General features: G+C 43.3%; 19 protein-coding genes. 15 read left to right on the plus strand and 4 right to left on the minus strand.

Going from position 1 to position 18,180, the window contains the following annotated elements; genetic code table 11:
* Nucleotides 1-107: 107 nt before the first annotated feature.
* From rpsP to V7R55_RS04870, 5 genes are all read left to right on the plus strand, one after another.
* Nucleotides 108-359 (plus strand): 30S ribosomal protein S16, encoded by a 252-nt coding sequence (gene rpsP / locus V7R55_RS04850; protein WP_014948832.1) that lies wholly within the window; start codon nucleotides 108-110, stop codon nucleotides 357-359.
* Nucleotides 360-382: 23 nt separating this feature from the next.
* The gene (rimM, locus tag V7R55_RS04855) at nucleotides 383-904 is read left to right on the plus strand and encodes a ribosome maturation factor RimM (protein WP_039233395.1); all 522 of its coding nucleotides are present in this window, start codon (nucleotides 383-385) and stop codon (nucleotides 902-904) included.
* Nucleotides 905-1,666 (plus strand): tRNA (guanosine(37)-N1)-methyltransferase TrmD, encoded by a 762-nt coding sequence (gene trmD / locus V7R55_RS04860; RefSeq protein ID WP_334057805.1) that lies wholly within the window; start codon nucleotides 905-907, stop codon nucleotides 1,664-1,666.
* Between the two features lie 18 nt (nucleotides 1,667-1,684).
* Nucleotides 1,685-2,044: a 50S ribosomal protein L19 gene (rplS, locus tag V7R55_RS04865; protein WP_131095569.1), complete on the plus strand. Its 360-nt coding sequence runs from the start codon at nucleotides 1,685-1,687 to the stop codon at nucleotides 2,042-2,044.
* A gap of 129 nt (nucleotides 2,045-2,173) precedes the next feature.
* The gene (locus V7R55_RS04870) at nucleotides 2,174-2,800 is read left to right on the plus strand and encodes a trimeric intracellular cation channel family protein (protein WP_334057807.1); all 627 of its coding nucleotides are present in this window, start codon (nucleotides 2,174-2,176) and stop codon (nucleotides 2,798-2,800) included.
* A gap of 109 nt (nucleotides 2,801-2,909) precedes the next feature.
* Here the strand turns inward: V7R55_RS04870 and V7R55_RS04875 are convergent, their stop codons facing one another.
* Complete coding sequence (locus tag V7R55_RS04875) at nucleotides 2,910-3,626, minus strand: enoyl-CoA hydratase/isomerase family protein (RefSeq protein ID WP_334057809.1); 717 nt, start codon at nucleotides 3,624-3,626, stop codon at nucleotides 2,910-2,912.
* 475 nt (nucleotides 3,627-4,101) lie between these two features.
* Between V7R55_RS04875 and V7R55_RS04880 the strand changes: the two genes are divergently transcribed.
* Together V7R55_RS04880 and tyrA are read left to right on the plus strand one after the other, a co-directional pair.
* Complete coding sequence (locus V7R55_RS04880) at nucleotides 4,102-5,190, plus strand: 3-deoxy-7-phosphoheptulonate synthase (RefSeq protein ID WP_334057811.1); 1,089 nt, start codon at nucleotides 4,102-4,104, stop codon at nucleotides 5,188-5,190.
* 75 nt (nucleotides 5,191-5,265) lie between these two features.
* A complete protein-coding gene (gene tyrA, locus V7R55_RS04885; protein ID WP_334057813.1) occupies nucleotides 5,266-6,420 on the plus strand; it encodes a bifunctional chorismate mutase/prephenate dehydrogenase in 1,155 nt (384 codons plus the stop codon).
* 49 nt (nucleotides 6,421-6,469) lie between these two features.
* Here tyrA and pheA read toward each other — a convergent pair whose 3' ends face one another.
* The 3 genes from pheA to yciH form a co-directional block, all read right to left on the minus strand.
* On the minus strand, nucleotides 6,470-7,651 hold the full coding sequence (gene pheA / locus V7R55_RS04890) for a prephenate dehydratase (protein ID WP_334057815.1): 1,182 nt from the start codon (nucleotides 7,649-7,651) through the stop codon (nucleotides 6,470-6,472).
* A gap of 307 nt (nucleotides 7,652-7,958) precedes the next feature.
* Nucleotides 7,959-8,759 (minus strand): response regulator, encoded by an 801-nt coding sequence (locus tag V7R55_RS04895; RefSeq protein ID WP_334057816.1) that lies wholly within the window; start codon nucleotides 8,757-8,759, stop codon nucleotides 7,959-7,961.
* Nucleotides 8,760-8,820: 61 nt separating this feature from the next.
* Complete coding sequence (gene yciH, locus V7R55_RS04900) at nucleotides 8,821-9,153, minus strand: stress response translation initiation inhibitor YciH (RefSeq protein WP_334057818.1); 333 nt, start codon at nucleotides 9,151-9,153, stop codon at nucleotides 8,821-8,823.
* 171 nt (nucleotides 9,154-9,324) lie between these two features.
* Here yciH and V7R55_RS04905 point away from each other — a divergent pair, with 171 nt between their 5' ends.
* From V7R55_RS04905 to V7R55_RS04940, 8 genes are all read left to right on the plus strand, one after another.
* The gene (locus V7R55_RS04905) at nucleotides 9,325-9,630 is read left to right on the plus strand and encodes an STAS domain-containing protein (protein WP_334057819.1); all 306 of its coding nucleotides are present in this window, start codon (nucleotides 9,325-9,327) and stop codon (nucleotides 9,628-9,630) included.
* 17 nt (nucleotides 9,631-9,647) lie between these two features.
* On the plus strand, nucleotides 9,648-11,324 hold the full coding sequence (locus V7R55_RS04910; RefSeq protein ID WP_334057821.1) for a fused response regulator/phosphatase: 1,677 nt from the start codon (nucleotides 9,648-9,650) through the stop codon (nucleotides 11,322-11,324).
* A gap of 156 nt (nucleotides 11,325-11,480) precedes the next feature.
* Complete coding sequence (locus V7R55_RS04915; protein ID WP_334057823.1) at nucleotides 11,481-11,924, plus strand: tellurite resistance TerB family protein; 444 nt, start codon at nucleotides 11,481-11,483, stop codon at nucleotides 11,922-11,924.
* Nucleotides 11,925-12,087: 163 nt separating this feature from the next.
* A complete protein-coding gene (locus V7R55_RS04920; RefSeq protein WP_334057825.1) occupies nucleotides 12,088-14,157 on the plus strand; it encodes a putative bifunctional diguanylate cyclase/phosphodiesterase in 2,070 nt (689 codons plus the stop codon).
* A gap of 295 nt (nucleotides 14,158-14,452) precedes the next feature.
* Nucleotides 14,453-14,734, plus strand: a complete 282-nt coding sequence (locus V7R55_RS04925; protein WP_334057827.1) for a calcium-binding protein — start codon at nucleotides 14,453-14,455, stop codon at nucleotides 14,732-14,734.
* Between the two features lie 62 nt (nucleotides 14,735-14,796).
* Nucleotides 14,797-16,194 (plus strand): sensor histidine kinase, encoded by a 1,398-nt coding sequence (locus V7R55_RS04930; protein WP_334057828.1) that lies wholly within the window; start codon nucleotides 14,797-14,799, stop codon nucleotides 16,192-16,194.
* Between the two features lies 1 nt (nucleotide 16,195).
* Nucleotides 16,196-16,780, plus strand: a complete 585-nt coding sequence (locus V7R55_RS04935; protein WP_334057829.1) for a hypothetical protein — start codon at nucleotides 16,196-16,198, stop codon at nucleotides 16,778-16,780.
* Nucleotides 16,777-18,117 (plus strand): sigma 54-interacting transcriptional regulator, encoded by a 1,341-nt coding sequence (locus tag V7R55_RS04940; protein ID WP_334057831.1) that lies wholly within the window; start codon nucleotides 16,777-16,779, stop codon nucleotides 18,115-18,117. Before V7R55_RS04935 ends, V7R55_RS04940 begins: the two co-directional genes overlap by 4 nt.
* Nucleotides 18,118-18,180 lie beyond the last annotated feature (63 nt).

Here is an 18,180-nt window from a genome sequence, read left to right on the forward strand (position 1 = left end):
GGTGGCGATATCCGTATAATTCGGCGGCCTTCTAACTGGCGTCTAATTTTTAGTCGTAGTTTGAAGGCTTAAGTTAACGGTAACGCTACAACGAGTTTGAGGCATTTATGGTTACTATTCGTTTACAGCGTGGTGGCGCGAAAAAGCGTCCATTTTATCAACTAGTGGTGGCTGATAGCCGTCGTGCAAGAAACGGTCGTTTCATTGAAAACATCGGTTTCTTCAACCCAACTGCACAAGGTCAAGCGGAACGTCTTCGCGTAGATCTAGAGCGTGTTGAATACTGGGTTGGCGTAGGCGCGAGCTTATCAGATCGCGTTTCTAGCTTGGTAAAAGAAGCGAAAAAATCTGCAGCGTAAGCTGTTATTAACTGGTGGTATAGATGAGTCTAGCGTCTGACAAAGTGATTGTTGGCAAAATTGGCGCACCGTACGGTGTTAAAGGTTGGGTCAAAATCAACAGCTATACAGAAACGCCAGAAGGTATTTTTGAGTACGCGCCATGGTTTCTTGGCGATGAAAAGGAATACCAAATTGACCAGTGGCGACCGCACGGTAAAAGCCTCGTTGCAAAAATTGTGGGCGTTGATAGTCGAGATGATGCCGAGCGCATCAAAAACTTGGATATCAACATAAATGCTTCACAGCTGCCTGATTTAGGCGACGAAGGGGTTTATTGGCGTGAGCTCACCGGCATGAAAGTAGTAACAACGCAAGGTTACGACTTGGGTGTGGTGAAAGAAGTGTTTAATACAGGTGCTAACGACGTGATTCACGTTAAAGCGAATGTAGGCGATGCTTTTGGTCAAAAAGAAAGACTATTACCTTTTGTGTTCGACGAAGTCGTACAAGAGGTGGATAAGGAAGCGAAGGTCATTAAAGTTGACTGGGACCCGGGGTTTTAAGTGACACCGGAAAAGTGGTTCGGCGTTGTTAGCCTGTTTCCAGATATGTTTGCCCCTTTTACCCAACAGGGTGTTATAGGTCGAGCAGTTAAGTCTGGAACGGTATCGGTTGACACCTTCAACCCCCGTGACTTTACACATGATCGCCATCGTACAGTAGACGATCGCCCCTACGGAGGCGGACCCGGTATGCTGATGATGGTAAAACCGCTAACCGACGCAATACAAGCTGCCAAGAAAGTTGGTGGCGAAAAAAGTAAGGTGATCTACTTATCACCACAAGGGAAACCCCTTGACCAAGCAGGCGTACAGCGCCTTGCTAACATTGACCGCACAATTTTAATTTGCGGCCGATATGAAGGCATCGACGAGCGAGTAATCGAAAGCCATGTAGATGAAGAAGTCTCTATTGGTGATTACGTACTAAGCGGCGGTGAACTGCCAGCAATGGTCCTTATGGACGCGGTTGCTCGACTAGTTCCTGGCGTGTTGGGGCATAAAGCTTCAGCAGTTGAAGATTCTTTCACTGACGGTCTTTTGGATTGTCCGCACTACACGCGGCCCGAAATACTCGATGGTCAAAAGGTACCCGATGTGTTGTTAAGTGGAGACCATGAAAAAATTAGGCAGTGGCGATTGATGCAATCATTAGGTAGAACCTGGCAGCGTCGCCCTGAATTGTTAAATCACCTAGCTCTGACTGAGGAGCAGCAGCGTTTGCTTGAATTATTCCAAGCGCAACTGCAGCAAGATGACAGTTAACTAGGACGAGAGGATATGATGAGCAAAGTCAGTCAAGATATCATCAAAAAAATCGAAGAAGCACAGCTAAAGTCTGATGTTCCTGCGTTTGGTCCAGGTGACACAGTAGTTGTTAAAGTTCGCGTTACCGAAGGTGACAAAGAGCGTCTTCAGGCATATGAAGGTGTTGTTATCGCTAAGCGTAACCGTGGTCTGCACTCGTCTTTTACCGTGCGTAAAATTTCTAGCGGCGAAGGCGTTGAGCGTGTGTTCCAAACACACAGCCCGGCAGTTTCTTCAATTGAAGTTAAACGTCGCGGTGCGGTTCGTCGTGCTAAGCTTTACTATCTACGTGAGCGTTCAGGTAAATCTGCACGTATCAAAGAGAAGCTTAACTAAGATTACTAATCCTTGCGTTATTGTTAACTTCGAAAAAGCCCGCTTCAAGCGGGTTTTTTTGTGCCTGAAATTCGATCCTTTTTCTACTTTATTGGATAAAAAGATTAATGTTTTTTAATAGAGTGAAGAATGAGCTCAGATTATTTTATTGTGCTAGGTATTATTGGTGTTGCCTTCTTCGCTATTTCCGGTGCGCTGCTGGGACACGAAAAGAATATTAATGGTTTCGGAATAGTCGTTGTAGGCGTGATGACGGCGCTTGGCGGAGGCACGCTAAGAGATTTACTTTTGGGAAAACCGATATTCTGGGTAGAAACCTCTGAATATCTCTTAGCTACTTACAGTGCGATCTTCGTTACTGTAATATTAATACGCTACTTTCCATCCCCTTCAAACTTTTATTTCATTCTGATTGATACAATAGGGCTTGCCATATTTAACGTCATAGGCATCGAGAAAGCCTTGATTAGCGGCACGGGGATGATTGTTGCCTTAACTATGGGAATGACTACGGGAATCGTCGGTGGTTTGATGAGGGACGTGGTGTGCCGAGAAATGCCTTATGTTATGCGTGGTGATGTCTATGCGAGTGCGTGCTTTGCTGGAGGACTCACGTATGCTGCGCTATTTGCAGTGGATATTCCTTACATTTGGTGCATTTTGGGCTCTATTGGCGTAACAGTATTGTTGCGGGTAGCGTCACTTCATTGGGGAGTGAATGTGGATTTGTTCAGAAAACGGACGCCAAAGCATTAAGATAAAATAGTAATATATAGTTTTGCGGACAACTATTAGTTCGCTAGGCTGCATTGGCCTCTCGGTTTACACAGCCTTGTAAGATTTAATACCAGTCCCGAATAGGGAATTAAGCCATAAGGGAGAGGGCTTCTATAAGTGGCTTATTTTCGCTGTCTATAGTGTGGATGATATGTTTATGCAGTCGTTTTTTGTGTTCACCAAATATGCCTCGCTTTTTATCAAAGGTCTTAGCGTAATTAAGTGCGCCTTCAAGTAAGCTTTCTTGGCTATCGTATGCTTTCTCTATCACATGATCTTGCTCTAATTCTTTACCGGAAACCCGTCTTCCTGAAAGCTTCATTTCGTTAAACCGATAATAAGGCATCGCCTTTTTAACAAACTCAATCATTCCCGGCAAAAAGGGAATCGATAAGTCGACTTCAGGGAAACAGAAGAAGCCTTTGTCTGAGCGCATAAACCTGAAGTCGCAAGCACACGCTAAAATTGCTCCATTGCCAAAGGCGTGGCCATTGATAGCGGCGATAACAGGTAGCGGGTAGAGAAGCAGTGTTTTAAATACATCATCCATGTCATGCATGAATTGCTTTATTTCTTCTTTTTGACCCGCTTTCATGGCCGGCATTAACCAATCGGTATCAATACCTAAGCTAAAGCATTTCTCATCGTTAGATGTGATCACCAGCGCTTTACAGCTTTTATTACTCTTAATAGCATCTAAGGCTGAGAGCATCTCTTTTGCAAATACAGGATTATGGCGGTTTTCACCATTTTTCATGGTTAACGTGGCTACGTCGCCAGTATAAGTGATGGTTAAAAGTTGCATTCTATTCTCATTATTATTCCTTTGTGACAATCATACAAAACCTAGACAGTTATTGAAAAATTTAGCTTATTTATGCCCGTTAATAACTTGAGATAAATAAGTCTAAGGTGCATACAGATATGCCATTTGTTAACGCTGTACTAATGAGCGCTATAGCTTGGCGATATGCTTATGGAAGACGCTTACAGTGTCGGGAGAGTACGTTGAAAGGATTAAACCTCACTGCCGATTAAAAATTGAGCTTTGAATCTGGGGAGTTGCCATTTAGTCATGCTCACTTGCTTCGAATCGACACTAGATTAAAGTATTATTCGTTATTGCTTGCGCTATTATGCTTAAATTGTTAAAAAGTCAACGACGTTAAAGAAATATAGAAAAAGCTGGTTGTACAATAAAGTTTACATGCAGATTGCACACTCTTTTGGCGTTTAATTTCCCGTTTTTTATTTGTAGTTAAGAGAGTAAGAGAACTCCCATGATCAAGGACACCGTAAATAATGTTCACGTAAGTACAGAAGACGTACTTATTACCCCAGAAGCGCTTAGTGCTGAACTGCCTGTGTCAGACAAAGCGCTAGAGGCTATTTCTGAGTCTAGAAAAATTGTATCTGATATCATTCATCGTCGCGACCATAGATTACTTGTAGTGTGTGGACCTTGTTCTATACACGATGTTGAAGCCGCGAAAGAATATGCGCTTAAGCTTAAAGAACTTCATGAGTCATGCAAAGACACGTTATTTATCGTAATGCGCGTATATTTCGAAAAGCCGCGTACCACAACAGGTTGGAAAGGTTTAATAAACGATCCCCATATTGACGGTACGTTTGATATTGAAACCGGTCTTCGCAAAGCAAGAGAGCTTCTAATTTGGTTAGCTGAATTAGAGTTACCTGTTGCGACAGAAGCGTTAGACCCAATTAGCCCGCAATACCTTGCTGAGCTATTTAGTTGGGCAGCGATTGGTGCGCGTACTTCTGAGTCACAAACTCACCGAGAAATGGCCAGTGGCCTGTCAATGCCAGTGGGCTTTAAAAACGGTACAGATGGTAGCCTAGATATTGCAATCAACGCACTTAAGTCAGCAGCCTCAGGCCATCGCTTTATGGGTATTAACAAGCAGGGGCAGGTAAGTATTATCGGTACCAGTGGTAATCCAGATGGCCATATCATTTTGCGCGGCGGTAAGCAGCCTAATTACGATTCAGTATGTGTATCAGAATGTGAAATTGAGCTGCAGGATGCTGGATTGACTGCGGGGCTAGTGGTTGACTGCAGCCATGCAAACTCTTCTAAAGATTACCGCCGTCAACCCTTGGTTGCACAAAATGTGGTAAATCAAATTTTAGAAGGTAATCAGTCAATCATTGGCGTTATGCTTGAAAGTCATTTGAAGCCTGGTAATCAGAAAGCGGAAGGTAAAAAACCTGAAGAATTAGAGTATGGTGTTTCAATTACAGACGGTTGTATCGACTGGGAAACAACGGAAAACTTAATCTCTCAAACCAGAGATAAGTTAATAACTGTGTTACCCTTACGCCAAGATAAGCGCACGGTGGCCTAATAAAAAGTTAAGATTAATGTGGCATTACAACGATGCCCATAAGCCCCGTGCCATTTGATTCAAGGATAAGACAGAATGGCCGATTTATCGCAGCACTTAAAACAGTTAGATACGCTGCGTGAAGGTATCGACGAGCTGGATTCTCAGCTCGTCGAATTACTTGCAAAACGCAATCAAATCACAACCCAAGTGGGTCAGATCAAAGCAGAAGCAGGCATGCCCGTTTACGTGCCAGAGCGTGAGAAAGCATTGATCGCATCACGCCGTGCACAGGCCGAAGAACTTGGTGTCTCCCCCGATTTAACAGAAGACTTGTTACGACGTGTAATGCGAGAGTCTTATCATACGCAAAATAACAAGTATCGATGCGTAAAACCTGATACTGACAACGTCGTTGTAATTGGTGGGGCAGGTGCACTTGGCCGCGTGTTTGTAGGCTTATTCGAACGAAGTAACTACAAAGTTTCGGTAGTTGAAAAAGACGACTGGGAAAATGGTAGGGCAGCATCACTATTAAGCTGCGCTTCGTTAGTGGTTGTTGCAGTACCTATAAATTTAACAGAAGCCGTGATTAGCAAATTAACTATGCTGCCAAAAGATTGCGTGCTCGCAGATATAACCAGTATTAAAGCTAAGCCTTTAGAAGCCATGCTTGCCGTGCATAGCGGTCCTGTTGTTGGGTTGCACCCTATGTTTGGCCCTGATGCACCAGGCATGATCAAACAAGTGGTGGTAGTGTGTGACGGACGCAATAGGGAAAAATACAGCTGGCTGGTCGAACAAATGCGAATTTGGGGGGCTACAATTCATGACTCAAGCGCACAAGAGCACGATCAAGCCATGGCGTATATACAGGTCATGCGCCACTTCAACACATTTGTGTATGGGCAACACTTAAAAGGTGAAGACCCTAACCTAGAATCACTCACTATGTTTAGTTCGCCTATTTATCGGCTAGAGCTGGCAATGGTTGGAAGGCTGTTTGCCCAATCGCCACAACTGTATGCCGATATTATCTTCAACAACCCTGACAACTTTGCGCTACTACGCCGTTTTTACGAACGTTTTGGTATCGCTTTATCGTTGCTGGAAAACGGAGACAAAAAAGGTTTTGTCGAGCAGTTCATGAAGGTGGGGGCATGGTTTGGGGACTATGCGAAAAAGTGCTTAGTTGATAGCAAACAAATGCTGTTAAAGGCAGATGATGGTCAGCTTCTAAGAGATAAGTAAAATAATCGAGTGAATAAGAAGGCGAGCAATTGAGCTCGCCTTTTTTGTGTTATTCAGTCAGTGCACTTGCCGCGGCTACTTTAGTTGGACTAATTTCTTCGCTTGGGTAACATCCCAGAACTTTGATGTAGCGCGTAATACCACGCAATGCATCAAGGGCATTTTGTACAGGGCCGTCTTCTACGTTGCCTTCCACATCAATGTAGAACATTTCTTCCCAAGGATTACCCGGAATAGGGCGCGACTCTAACTTCGTCATATTAATGCTGTTTTCTCTTAGCACAAGTAGCGCTTCAACAAGCGCACCTGGCTTTTGAATGGTAGACATAACAAGGGTCGTTTTTGCCGGCACTTGTAAAGGCACTACTACTGGATTACGCGCCACAACGATAAAGCGGCTGTGGTTTTCTTTTTGGTTGGCTAAATTACTCTTAATAGCCATTAAACCGTAAAGGTTGCCGCCAGCTTCGCTTCCAATAGCTGCTACGTCGTCGCGCTGAAGCTCGCTAACCGTCAACATGGCAGAGCTGGTGCTGTCCATGGTTTTCACTTCGACGTTACCGAGTTCTGCTAAGAAATGGCTGCATTGAGTAAATACCTGAGGGTGTGCATACAGTGTTTTAATCTTATCGATACTGGTATTCGTTCCTACCAATAAAGTATGGCGAATAGGGTGGGTAAGCTCGCCAATAATGCTTAGCTGAGTATGCTGAAGTTGGTCGTACACTTCATTGATACTGCCCGAGGTTGTATTTTCTATAGGCAGAACTGCATAGTCAGCTTCTGTGCTTTCAACTTTATGAACGATTTCAGCGAAGCTTTGGCAGCCAATTTCCAGCAACTCGCCTGGTCTACGCGAAAAGTACTTTTGTGTAGCCAAGTATGAATAAGAGCCCTTGTCACCTAAAAATGCAACGCGGTTTAACGGCAGTGTGCTACCCGGGTTAGCACGCTCTGCAAGCATGGCCTGCTGGTTCAAAACAGAATCTTCAATAATGACGTGAAAAATTTGTGTTACGTAATGGGGATCTAACCCTATATTTTGCCCCTCTTTGATAAGGCGAACGAGTAACTGTTCTTCGCGCTTTTGATCTCTCACTGGGATGTGATGCTTTATTTTCGTCTCAGCAACTTCGTTGGTTAATTTTCTGCGTTCTGAAAGTAGCTTAAGTAATTCACTGTCTAAAGCGGTAATACGCTTTCTAACAGTATCTAGTGCATTGTCTGACATATCGTTCCCGTGCGAGTCGTATAAAAATATTGCTAAAAAAAAACCTCCCTAGTGGGAGGTTTTCATGCATGTAGCAGCGCCTCCCTAATTAAAGGATGTAAACGCAAAAAAGAAAAATGCTACGTGCTTTATATTCTGTTTCATAACGTTGAATGTATGTTGAAGCCCCATGTGTGTCAACCCATTTTTACAAAATCTATAGTTGTTTTTGATATGAGGGACTTGAAAAAGCACTAAAAATAAGATTGCCGCAAACCGTAGCCTTGTACGAAAAGCGGCGATAAGTTGAAAAAGGACTTGTTGAATGTTAGTTGCCCAGAAGTGCGGAAAGCATTTGGCGCACTTCGTTTGGCTCGAACGGCTTATCGCACAAAGCGTTTACCCCAGTTTGCTGAATGTTTGCCATGTGGGCGCTATCAGCCGATTCAGATGTCACCATAATAATAGGGATGTGGGTAGTTTCTGGGTTAAATCGAATAAATTCAGACAACTCACGACCGTCCATTTCCGGCATATTGTAGTCTGTCACAACCAAGTCGAAAGCTTGGTCTTTTATCAAAGTAAGCGCTGCGGCTCCATTTTCTGCCTCTTGAATTCGCTGTAGCCCCATTCCTTCAAGTACCCGTCTTATGTGATTTCGAGCAAGCTTACTGTCATCTACCAGCAGCACCCGAACATCGTGAACGTCGAATAAATCGAGCTCTAATTCGTCGTGGTTTATGAGGTCAAGGCTGGCATTTAGCGCTCGAGACAAATGAAGAGGTTCAAAGGGTTTCGGAAGAATAGCGGCAACACCCGCTTGTTTAAACTCCTCTAACTTGCTCAAACGATTTTCACTAGACACAAGCATAAAAGGAATGCTCTTAAATTCATCATCTTCTTTAATGAATTTAAGTAGTTCTAATGCGGTTCCGTCTTCGTAGTACATCGCGCTAACAATTAAGTCAGCGCCATGGGCTTTAACTGCTGAGCGCGCTTCGGCAAGGGTACTGACGGGGTCAATTTCCTTAACGTTTTCTTTCAACAGCAACGTAGTGATAATTTTTCGTTGTGTATCTGAAGGCTCAACCAAAATAATATGTAAATCAGAAATTGACAGCTTTTCCATTTCAGACTCTTTTTGTTATATGTTTATGAAAAAGTGAGAGCGAACCAGTGATCTAGAAACGCTAACCACCAGCAAGCTTTACTTTGTACCCTTTATCTACAAGTAGCGTGCGCAACTTTTCTCTGTCATCGGTTTGAACTTCAATGACACCATCTTTTACAGCACCGCCGCAGCCACACTTCTTTTTTAACTCCGAGCCCAATTTCTTTAACTCATCGGAAGGAAGATCCAGCCCTTTAATCAAAGATACGCCTTTTCCTTTGCGACCTTTTGTTTCTCGATGAATACGGACTACGCCGTCAGTAGAAACTGAACGTTGCTCAGTTTTTTGCTCAGGCTTTATTTTGCCGCTCTCTGTACTGTAAACTAAAAGAGCGTCTTGCCAATCTTGCATAATTACCTCAAAAAATTCGTTAAAACCATCTTTAATGCATTAGCAATTGCGTAATAATACGAAAGTTTAACTAGGCTTCGATGGCGTTGTGGAAAAGTTCAACTAAGATAAGGATAGCAAAGATAAAAGCATCTATTGAAGCATTTATGGTGACAAATTTAAGGAAAGCAGATGGAAATAATGTCAAGCTATCAGAATCAAGGAAAAGTATTAGTTATCGATGTAGGTCCCAAATTCGACTTCAGCAAAGTAGAAGACTTTAGAAACGCCTACAGTGGGCTCAATAATGATGTGAGTCATATCACTGTTGACTTGTCTCGTACGGAGTACATGGATAGTTCAGCCTTAGGCATGTTACTAAACATGCAGAAAACGCTCTCTGAACGAACGCTCACCTACAGCATCGAAAATGCCCGACCGCAAGTAGCTAAGATCCTTCAAATATCTCGGTTCGATAAAAAGTTCGACATCAAATAGTCTTTTGGGATCCTCTCTTGAAAATCCTTATTGTTGACGACGAGGCTATCAACCGTACTTTGTTGACTAACATGCTTTATAACGCGGGCTATAAACAATGCGTGGAAGCGGTCAATGGTATAGAGGCGCTTGATAAGTTTACTAAAGAGCAACCCGATCTCGTTCTGCTTGATGTGGTTATGCCGGGGTTGTCAGGCTTTGATGTGGCGCCCAAAATTCGACAACTTGCAACAGGCCCTTATCTTCCCATTCTTTTTATCACTGCGTTAGAAGATAAAGATAGTTTGGTGCGCTGCTTGGAGGTAGGAGGCAACGACTACGCAACTAAACCCTTCGACCGCCATATCTTGATTGCAAAAATCCGAGCACATTTAAAAATACGCGCGCTTAGCGAATATGTTGAAGAACAAAACAAAACATTACGACTCTTCAACCAACGGGTTGCCCGTGAGCATGCCATTGTTGAACATATATTCAGTCATGCCATTGTTAATCATCCAGACGTACAAGGTCACTTCGACTATTTTCTAAAGCCCGCAGAAACCTTCAATGGCGACTTGTTTCTCTGTGAAGCAAGCCCAAGTGGAGGAATTTATTTCATAGTGGGTGACTTTACCGGACACGGCCTTGCTTCGGCCATTGGTGCGTTACCCGTTACACGTGCGTTTCAAGAGTTAAGTCAACAGGGCGTATCTGTATCTGAGATTGTTGGCGAGCTAAATCAAATCCTCATCAAGTTTTTGCCTAGTGACATGTTTATGGCAGCTGTTGTTGGTGAGATTAATGCGGGAGGGAATCGCATAACTATATGGCAAGGGGGCATGCCTGCAGTCATCATTCCTGCCGCATCGGATGTGGGGTTGCGTAAATTTACCTCTCGCCATATGGCTTTGGGCATTTTGCAAGAACATGAACTAAACACGGATACTGACACAATTCATTTGGGCCATCATGAACAATTAATTGTATGCAGCGACGGGCTCATAGAAATAGCTAATGACGATGGTGATATGTTGTTGGAAGACGGGTTAGTCGACATAATAAAAGAGCACATGACAAAGAGCCGTTCTATCAATGCTAAATCTTTGTTTAACGCGGCAAAAGCACATTGCGAAACATCGAAATTCCACGATGACGTCACTGTAGTTATATTTACCTCAAAACCAATTAAAATGGCATTGCATAGCCAAGCAGCGAAGGCATTTCCATCAGTGCATGAAATTGTTCTCGATGCGCCCCACCTGAAGGAGCCCGATGTTCTTCAACGTGTCCTTCAACTAGTAGGACATTGTGAGGGTATACAAGGTGTCCGTTCTATTTTATATACCGTGTTGTCAGAGCTCTTTAATAACGCACTTGAGCACGGTCTATTGAAACTCGAATCTAGGCTAAAACAAGACAGTGCGGGCTTTCAGCAATATTATGAGAAGCGAGAAGCCTCATTAGAACAGTTAAACCATGGCCGAATCATCATAAGAGTAGAATCTTTGCCTGAACGAAATGAAGTGTTGCTCTCGGTTGAAGATAGTGGGCAAGGATTTATGTGGGAAAATAAAACCTATTTAGCTGGAACTCGCTCATCTAATGATGAGTGTTACGGTCGTGGCATCCCCCTTATTAACACATTATGTGAGCGAGTATGGTTTGAAAAAAACGGAAGCAAAGTAACATGCCTATTAAGTACCCAAAGTTAGCAACTTGCCAGTCAGTAGTTTTTTAGCTTTATTACCGACAGTTATCCAATTATCAAGCCTGCTAATCGAAATCTTCTTCCTCTCAGTAAGAATAATCTAAATACTTAGTTTCCTTAGCTGAAGACTGTATCACTGTAACGTTAAAACCGAGGACTTATGCTGAAATCTTTTCTAAAACTCTTTGAAGAGTCCCACAAAAAAGCGGAACCTGCCTATTCAATAGAGCTTGCTACTGCAGCACTGCTTAGCGAACTGGTTAGCGCAGATAATCAGGTGACGGAAACTGAAAAAGAAGAATATGAAAAGCAGCTTAGACATTTGGTAAATGTCGATGATGAGGCAATGGCGCTCTTGTTAAAACGAGGCCACCAAACGGCCGATGATGCAGTCGACCTTGTTCACTTTACTCAAGTTCTTAATAACCATTATTCCGCAGAGGAAAAAGCGAGCGTCATTAAAAGTCTTTGGATCATTGCGTACGCCGATAAGTCGCTAGCGCCATTGGAAGAAAGTACAATTAGACAAATCGCAGATTTGTTATATGTTCCTCACAGCCAGTTCATTAAAACAAAACTTGAAGTCGTTGATGGTGCTAAATAAACAACATTAAATCGACTGAAATGAATACCTTTAAAAATCCATTTTTAATTTTGTTGTCCGTGACATACTATTGCGGTCAAAACAATAAAAAAGTGGCTGTGTTAAGGGAAATGTCAACCTTGCATGTACCGCTTTAATCAAGGTAGTAAGCAAGGACACACTAGTGTTGAAAACATTGAAAGTTCCCATTGGATTTGCCGTTGCCTTATCCTCGGCTGTCTTAATCATATCAATCGCTATCGTCAATAAATTAGATAATAGCGAGTCTGTCATAGAGGTAGTGAAAAACAACACCGCCGCTTTGAGTAATTCTCTTGCGCTACAGCTATCTGTGATGATGGAAAGAAATCCTGGTAACATCACTCTACTCTCTACTCTTTTTCAGCCGATAAAAGAACACGAGTATCTTTTATCGGCAACGCTTTACGATAATAATTATAACGTTATTTCTGCCGTTCAACCCGAGAGAGTACTCGAAACAAGCGACGCTTTAGTCCCTAAGTCGCCACACAATATTCCCTTCGGCATAACACAGTACGAGGATGTTATCGTCGCCCATCAAATTGTTGGTAGCAACCTTTACCCTATGGGGCACGTTGTTATTTATATCGACGCTAGCCGCGTTCAAGCAATGAATAGCGCTCGACAGCTCCTAGAGCAATTACCGGTGTTTCTAGCATTGTGGCTATTGTGCACTGGAATATGTATTTTTATTTTGTATCGATTGATTTCACCTTTAGCCTCGCTAGGCCGGTTCACACAAGATGTATTTGAAACCAAAGATTACGCGCTGAGAAGCTCGCTAGATTCATCCAATGAAATTGGAAGAATTGCCAATAATATAAATAGCTTACTAGATGCTATTGAAGTTGAGTTACTGGTAAATTTTGAACAAAGACAAACGTTGGTCGATCAGCAAGAGACAATGTCTCGGCTTGCAAATTTTGATAGTTTGACAGGGTTACCTAACAGGCAGTTTGTTCTTGATAATCTAAGACTGGAATTAGCCAGAGCAAAGAGAAACGACGAAGATTTGTTACTGCTGTTTTTTGATCTTGATGGCTTTAAAGGGATAAATGATTCGCTAGGGCACGAGACCGGCGATCTTATCTTGATAGAAGTCGCAGATAGGGTGCAATGTTTACTTAGAGACGGTGACTTGTTTGCTCGCTTAGGGGGCGATGAGTTTTTAGTACTCCCAGATAGAGATGCGACAGCAGATCAAGCGAAGAGTTTAGCAACGCGATTAATCACAGCCTTCGATGAGCCATTTGAGCTTAGAGGACTTTCACTTACTGTAGGACTGAGCGTTGGCGTAGCAACAGCTTCAGATGCCGGTTATGATTTAAGTGAACTGATGAGCAACGCTGATCTTGCCATGTATCGTTCAAAAGCTAGGGGAAGGGGAAGCTACACACTATTTACCCCAGATATGGTGGAATCTCACAAGCGTAAACTGCACTTGGCTAATGGCATAGAACAAGGCATAACGAACGATGAGTTTGTCGTTTATTACCAAGTTAAAGTAAACAATGACGGCAACGTAATTGGCGCTGAAGCATTGATTCGTTGGCAGCATCCTGAGTTTGGCCTTGTTATGCCAAATGAGTTTATTCCAATTGCGGAGCAAGGCGGGAAGATCACTGCTATAACACGATGGGTCATTAATCGTGTGTGTATGGATATGCCCGACCTCAAACGCTGGGCTACAGGCGCGTTCAGGGCCTCTATTAATTTATCCGGCCATGATTTGAGAAGTAATCAACTGTTTGATCATATCTACAACACCTTTATGCTTTATGACGTAAACCCAGAAAATATTGAATTTGAAGTTACCGAAAGCGCCTACCTTGAAAACTTCTCGCTCTCCAATAAGTTTTTCAGGCGCATAAGCAATATGGGGTGTGCGATTGCGCTTGATGACTTTGGTACGGGTTATTCGTCTTTAAGCTATCTCACTCAAATTAATATAGACACCCTTAAAGTCGACAGACAGTTTGTAACGGAAATCCAATCTTCTGTACGCAGCCGACTAGTGACAGGTGCTATTATTGACTTGGCAAAACGCCTATCACTTTCTGTTTGCGCGGAAGGGATAGAAAACCTTGAACAATGGCACTATCTGATAGAACACGGTTGTGACAATGTTCAGGGGTTCATGTTCAGCAAACCTATTCCTATCAATGATCTCATTACTTCCCCTTGCCAATATAAGGCGGAACAATTCGCTTGATGCTAACAATCATATGTCGGCATTGATGCCGACATATGTTCACGCTTAGTGTTTCTTTATTGCAACACCTATCCTTTAGCTAGAGGCTATAAGCTCTTAGGAGTATTCTTAAGTCATTGTTTTAGAATATAATGTTTGTCTTGGTCTGAAAATAGCATTATAGGTTTGAATGCATTAAATATAGTGGTTAATTGAAGACTAATGGTAACATCCATATGACCGATTGCTGTTAACCGACGAAGGTTAGCAATTGTCGAATTAAGAAGGAATTTAAAAAGCGTTTAGTGGAGGATTCATGATGAAACGTCTCGAAAAAGTTTTCTTAGCAATTTGTGCCGTTGCGGCAGTACAGGCCATTTCAGTCGCCGATGCGCATGCTACACCAGCGCGTTCGCTGATGCAGAAATTAGACGTAGATAAAGATGGTCTTATTTCACTTAAAGAAGCAGTTAGACATACAGGGCTACTGCGTAACTTCGGACTTATTGACGACAACGAAGACGGCAAACTTTCTGAAGCAGAAATGGCAAAGAGCAAGCTGACGCCTGGAAATGAAAATCTCACCGCAAGTGAGTAGATAAGAATATCAACAGTAATGAGGGTAAGGTTCTGATAAACAAGATATCGTTTGGTGAACGCTTGGTACAACTTGGTTCACTAAGGCAGTTAACGTTAGGAAGTTTTGTACTTGCCCTTATTCCTCTTATCGCGCTTCTTTGGCAAAGTCAAAGTGACTTAGCCAAGGTGGGTCAAATGACCACCCTCGAAACGCGCTTTGTGGTTGATGTTGTAAGTGACATGCAGCGACTTGATAATGCTGTAGTTGATGTGGAGCGCAGCATTAGGCAGTTTGCCGTTTTGCGTAACGATAGGGTTGCGCAACTTTCTGACAATGCAATAGATCAGTTTGCTGTTGCAGCAGATAACTTATGTCAGGCGCTTTCGGTGCCTGCAACTTGTTCTCGATTATCTGAGCAACTCAATCAACTCGCTGAATATCGTGCTATTGAAGATCAACTTCTACTTAATGCGTATTTAGCGTCGGTGGGAGATAGTGTAGAGCAATTACGGGACGATGTAGAATCGGCTATTACAGAGCGGGTCAAAGTCCAACAAGACGACCTAAACGCCATGCAGGCAAAACAAGCATGGTCAACTGCAATGCTGGTTAGCGTCTCATTACTTCTTATCTTGCTGGGAAGCCAGCTGATCGTAAATCCTGTCAATAACCTCAAAAAAATTATTCGGATCATGGCGCGCAGTGATGGTGAGCTTCCTCCGTTGTCTAAGCAGGCACCGAGAGAGCTGATTGATGTGGAGAAGGATTTGCACTGGCTTTACGATCGTCTACAGCAGCTAGAGCACATTAGAACAGCACTGCTAAGGCATGCCGCACACGAACTAAAAACCCCCTTAGCCAGCATTAAAGAAGGCTGTAGTTTGTTGTCTGAAAACGTTGTTGGCGAATTAAATAATAGTCAGCGTGAAGTTCTTTCACTACTCACCGCGAGTACTCAGCGTCTCAATATTTTGGTTGAAAAGCTACTCGACTACAATCTGCTATTACAACAAGCACAGCCTAAAATAATTGAAAGCAATGCTAATGAGTTAGTCACCGCCTGTTTAGAAGATTATGCCCTTGCTATCCAAGATAGAGAGGTAGATGTCAATATTTCCTCACCTTTAGTACATGTAGACGAGGAGCTGTTCAGAAGAATACTTGATAATTTAGTGTCCAATGCCGTTGCGCATGGTGCGGTTGGAAGACCGATAAATATTAATCTTTACAACGAGAATAATAACCTTGTACTGGACGTTGCAAACAGGGGCAAGCGTATAGCCCCAGAATCTGTGCAGACACTATTTGAACCATTCATCCGCGGGACCGAGCCAAGAAATGACAACGTTATTGGAACGGGGTTAGGATTATCAATTGTTGCCGATTGTGCTCGACTCATGCATGGTGATGTAAAAGTGGTAGATGTAGACTATGCCGATGTTTGCTTTAGAGTGACCATTCCGCAACAGGAAAATTAAAATGAGAATAAGTGGTTTAATTGTTGCCTTGCTGGTACTGACAGGATGTCAGAGTTTATCCAGAAACAGCGACAATACAGGTGAGCCGGAAAATGCGACATCTGTAGCAAAAATAGAACGTGGTATCTGTTTGTTTGACGAGCCGCCTCAAGATTTCAAATACAACTGTGATACGGCTTATTGGCTTAATACGTGGATTAAAGCAGCCAACCAACCTTGGTCGAAGCGCAAGCAAGCTATAAAAGCTCTGGGAAAATCTGCTTCCGATACTATCCACGTATACATCTTAACGCTACCTATTGATACCCCTTATCAAGACAGATTGCGCGCGCAGCTGGCATTAAACGATATTGCGGGTGAATTTACAGCGACTGCTCAAGAAGTGGTTAACGTTATTGCGGCATCGCAGAATAACCAGATTATGCAGCTAGAGTCGGCAATGGTTGTACTAGAGCAAGAAAACACCTCGCGTGGAGAGAAAGTAAAAGCGCTAGAAAAAGAAGCCGTTAACTTGCGCAAAAAATTAGAAGAACTGTTGCAAATTGAAGCAACACTAATGGACAAAAACAGGAGTACACAACAGTGAGCGAGCAGGCGAGTAGTAACCCTAACTTATTGTTGGTTGATGATGATAAAAGCTTATTACGTTTGTTAACCATTCGCCTTGAAGGCGAGGGATATACCGTAACCGCAGTGGAAGACGGTCAATCGGCGTTAAAAAAACTTCAGAACGATAACTATGATGTTGTATTAAGCGATCTGCGCATGCCGGGCCTAGACGGTTTGAGCCTGTTTGAAGAAATAATGGGAATTAGAAAAGACATTCCTGTAATTTTAATGACAGCCCACGGGACTATTGCCGATGCTGTAGCTGCCACGCAGCGCGGTGTATTTGGTTTCTTACCGAAACCGGTTGATCACGATGAATTGCGTACACTTCTGCAAAAAGCATTGAGTCAGTCTCAAGCTGCGCAGCCTGGAGATTGGGCAAAAGACATCATTACCCGTTCACCGGAAATGCTTAATGTCCTTGACCAAGCGTTTCGTATAGCCCAGCGCGAGGTGTCTGTGCTTATTAGCGGTGCGAGCGGTACAGGTAAAGAGCTGCTTGCTAACGCCATCCATAAAGCCAGTAACCGCAGCGACAAGCCATTTGTAGCGATTAACTGTGGAGCTTTACCTGAAAACTTACTTGAGTCGGAGCTGTTTGGTCATGCTAAAGGGGCGTTTACCGGTGCTGTAGCCGCTCACCCAGGTCTGTTTAGAGAAGCCGACGGTGGTACCTTGTTCTTGGACGAGATTGGCGATATGCCGATGACGCTGCAGGTAAAACTACTGCGTGCATTACAAGAGCGTCAAATTCGTCCAGTAGGTAGCAGCAAGCACGTCGACATCGATGTGCGTATTATTTCTGCAACGCATAAAGACTTGCATAAAGAAATGGAAGAAGGCACCTTTCGCGAAGATTTATATTACCGTCTAAACGTGGTGAATCTAAAACTTCCGTCGCTTAAATCGCGAAGTGAAGATATTCCTCTTTTGGCTCGCTCGCTGCTTCAGCAAAGTGCGCAGCGCCATGGTGTGAATGTAAGCCAATTTTCTGATGACGCTATGCAACAGCTGGTAACCTCATCTTGGCCAGGTAACGTACGCCAGCTTGTGAATGTGGTCGAGCAGTGTGTTGCATTAACACAAACGCCTGTGATTCCGCTTCACTTAGTAGAGCAAGCCTTGTCAGCCACTAAGCAAAGCTGGCCAACGCTTACAGAAGCGCGCGATGCCTTTGAACAGCAATACTTGCACAAGCTTCTTAAAATGACCGACGGCAACGTAACGCGCGCGGCAGAGCTTGCTGGTAGAAACCGTACAGACATGCATAAACTTATGAAAAAGCATGAGTTAGATGCAGCCGATTTCAGATAGACATAGTCGAACTTAGAGACTTATTAAACGCATCACTTTTTAGTGATGCGTTTTTGTTTTGCG

Source organism: Alteromonas sp. S005 (assembly GCF_036864475.1).
In the GTDB taxonomy this organism is placed as follows: Bacteria; Pseudomonadota; Gammaproteobacteria; order Enterobacterales; family Alteromonadaceae; genus Alteromonas.

Excerpts from the sequence above, each read along its gene's own strand:
- V7R55_RS04925 (WP_334057827.1), top strand. The coding sequence starts at position 14,453 with ATGATGAAACGTCTCGAAAAAGTTTTCTTAGCAATTTGTGCCGTTGCG.
- rimM (WP_039233395.1), top strand. The coding sequence starts at position 383 with ATGAGTCTAGCGTCTGACAAAGTGATTGTTGGCAAAATTGGCGCACCG.
- tyrA (WP_334057813.1), top strand. The coding sequence starts at position 5,266 with ATGGCCGATTTATCGCAGCACTTAAAACAGTTAGATACGCTGCGTGAA.
- V7R55_RS04870 (WP_334057807.1), top strand. The coding sequence starts at position 2,174 with ATGAGCTCAGATTATTTTATTGTGCTAGGTATTATTGGTGTTGCCTTC.
- V7R55_RS04905 (WP_334057819.1), top strand. The coding sequence starts at position 9,325 with ATGGAAATAATGTCAAGCTATCAGAATCAAGGAAAAGTATTAGTTATC.
- V7R55_RS04895 (WP_334057816.1), bottom strand. The coding sequence starts at position 8,759 with ATGGAAAAGCTGTCAATTTCTGATTTACATATTATTTTGGTTGAGCCT.
- V7R55_RS04935 (WP_334057829.1), top strand. The coding sequence starts at position 16,196 with ATGAGAATAAGTGGTTTAATTGTTGCCTTGCTGGTACTGACAGGATGT.
- V7R55_RS04915 (WP_334057823.1), top strand. The coding sequence starts at position 11,481 with ATGCTGAAATCTTTTCTAAAACTCTTTGAAGAGTCCCACAAAAAAGCG.
- V7R55_RS04880 (WP_334057811.1), top strand. The coding sequence starts at position 4,102 with ATGATCAAGGACACCGTAAATAATGTTCACGTAAGTACAGAAGACGTA.
- pheA (WP_334057815.1), bottom strand. The coding sequence starts at position 7,651 with ATGTCAGACAATGCACTAGATACTGTTAGAAAGCGTATTACCGCTTTA.
- V7R55_RS04875 (WP_334057809.1), bottom strand. The coding sequence starts at position 3,626 with ATGCAACTTTTAACCATCACTTATACTGGCGACGTAGCCACGTTAACC.
- rplS (WP_131095569.1), top strand. The coding sequence starts at position 1,685 with ATGAGCAAAGTCAGTCAAGATATCATCAAAAAAATCGAAGAAGCACAG.
- yciH (WP_334057818.1), bottom strand. The coding sequence starts at position 9,153 with ATGCAAGATTGGCAAGACGCTCTTTTAGTTTACAGTACAGAGAGCGGC.
- rpsP (WP_014948832.1), top strand. The coding sequence starts at position 108 with ATGGTTACTATTCGTTTACAGCGTGGTGGCGCGAAAAAGCGTCCATTT.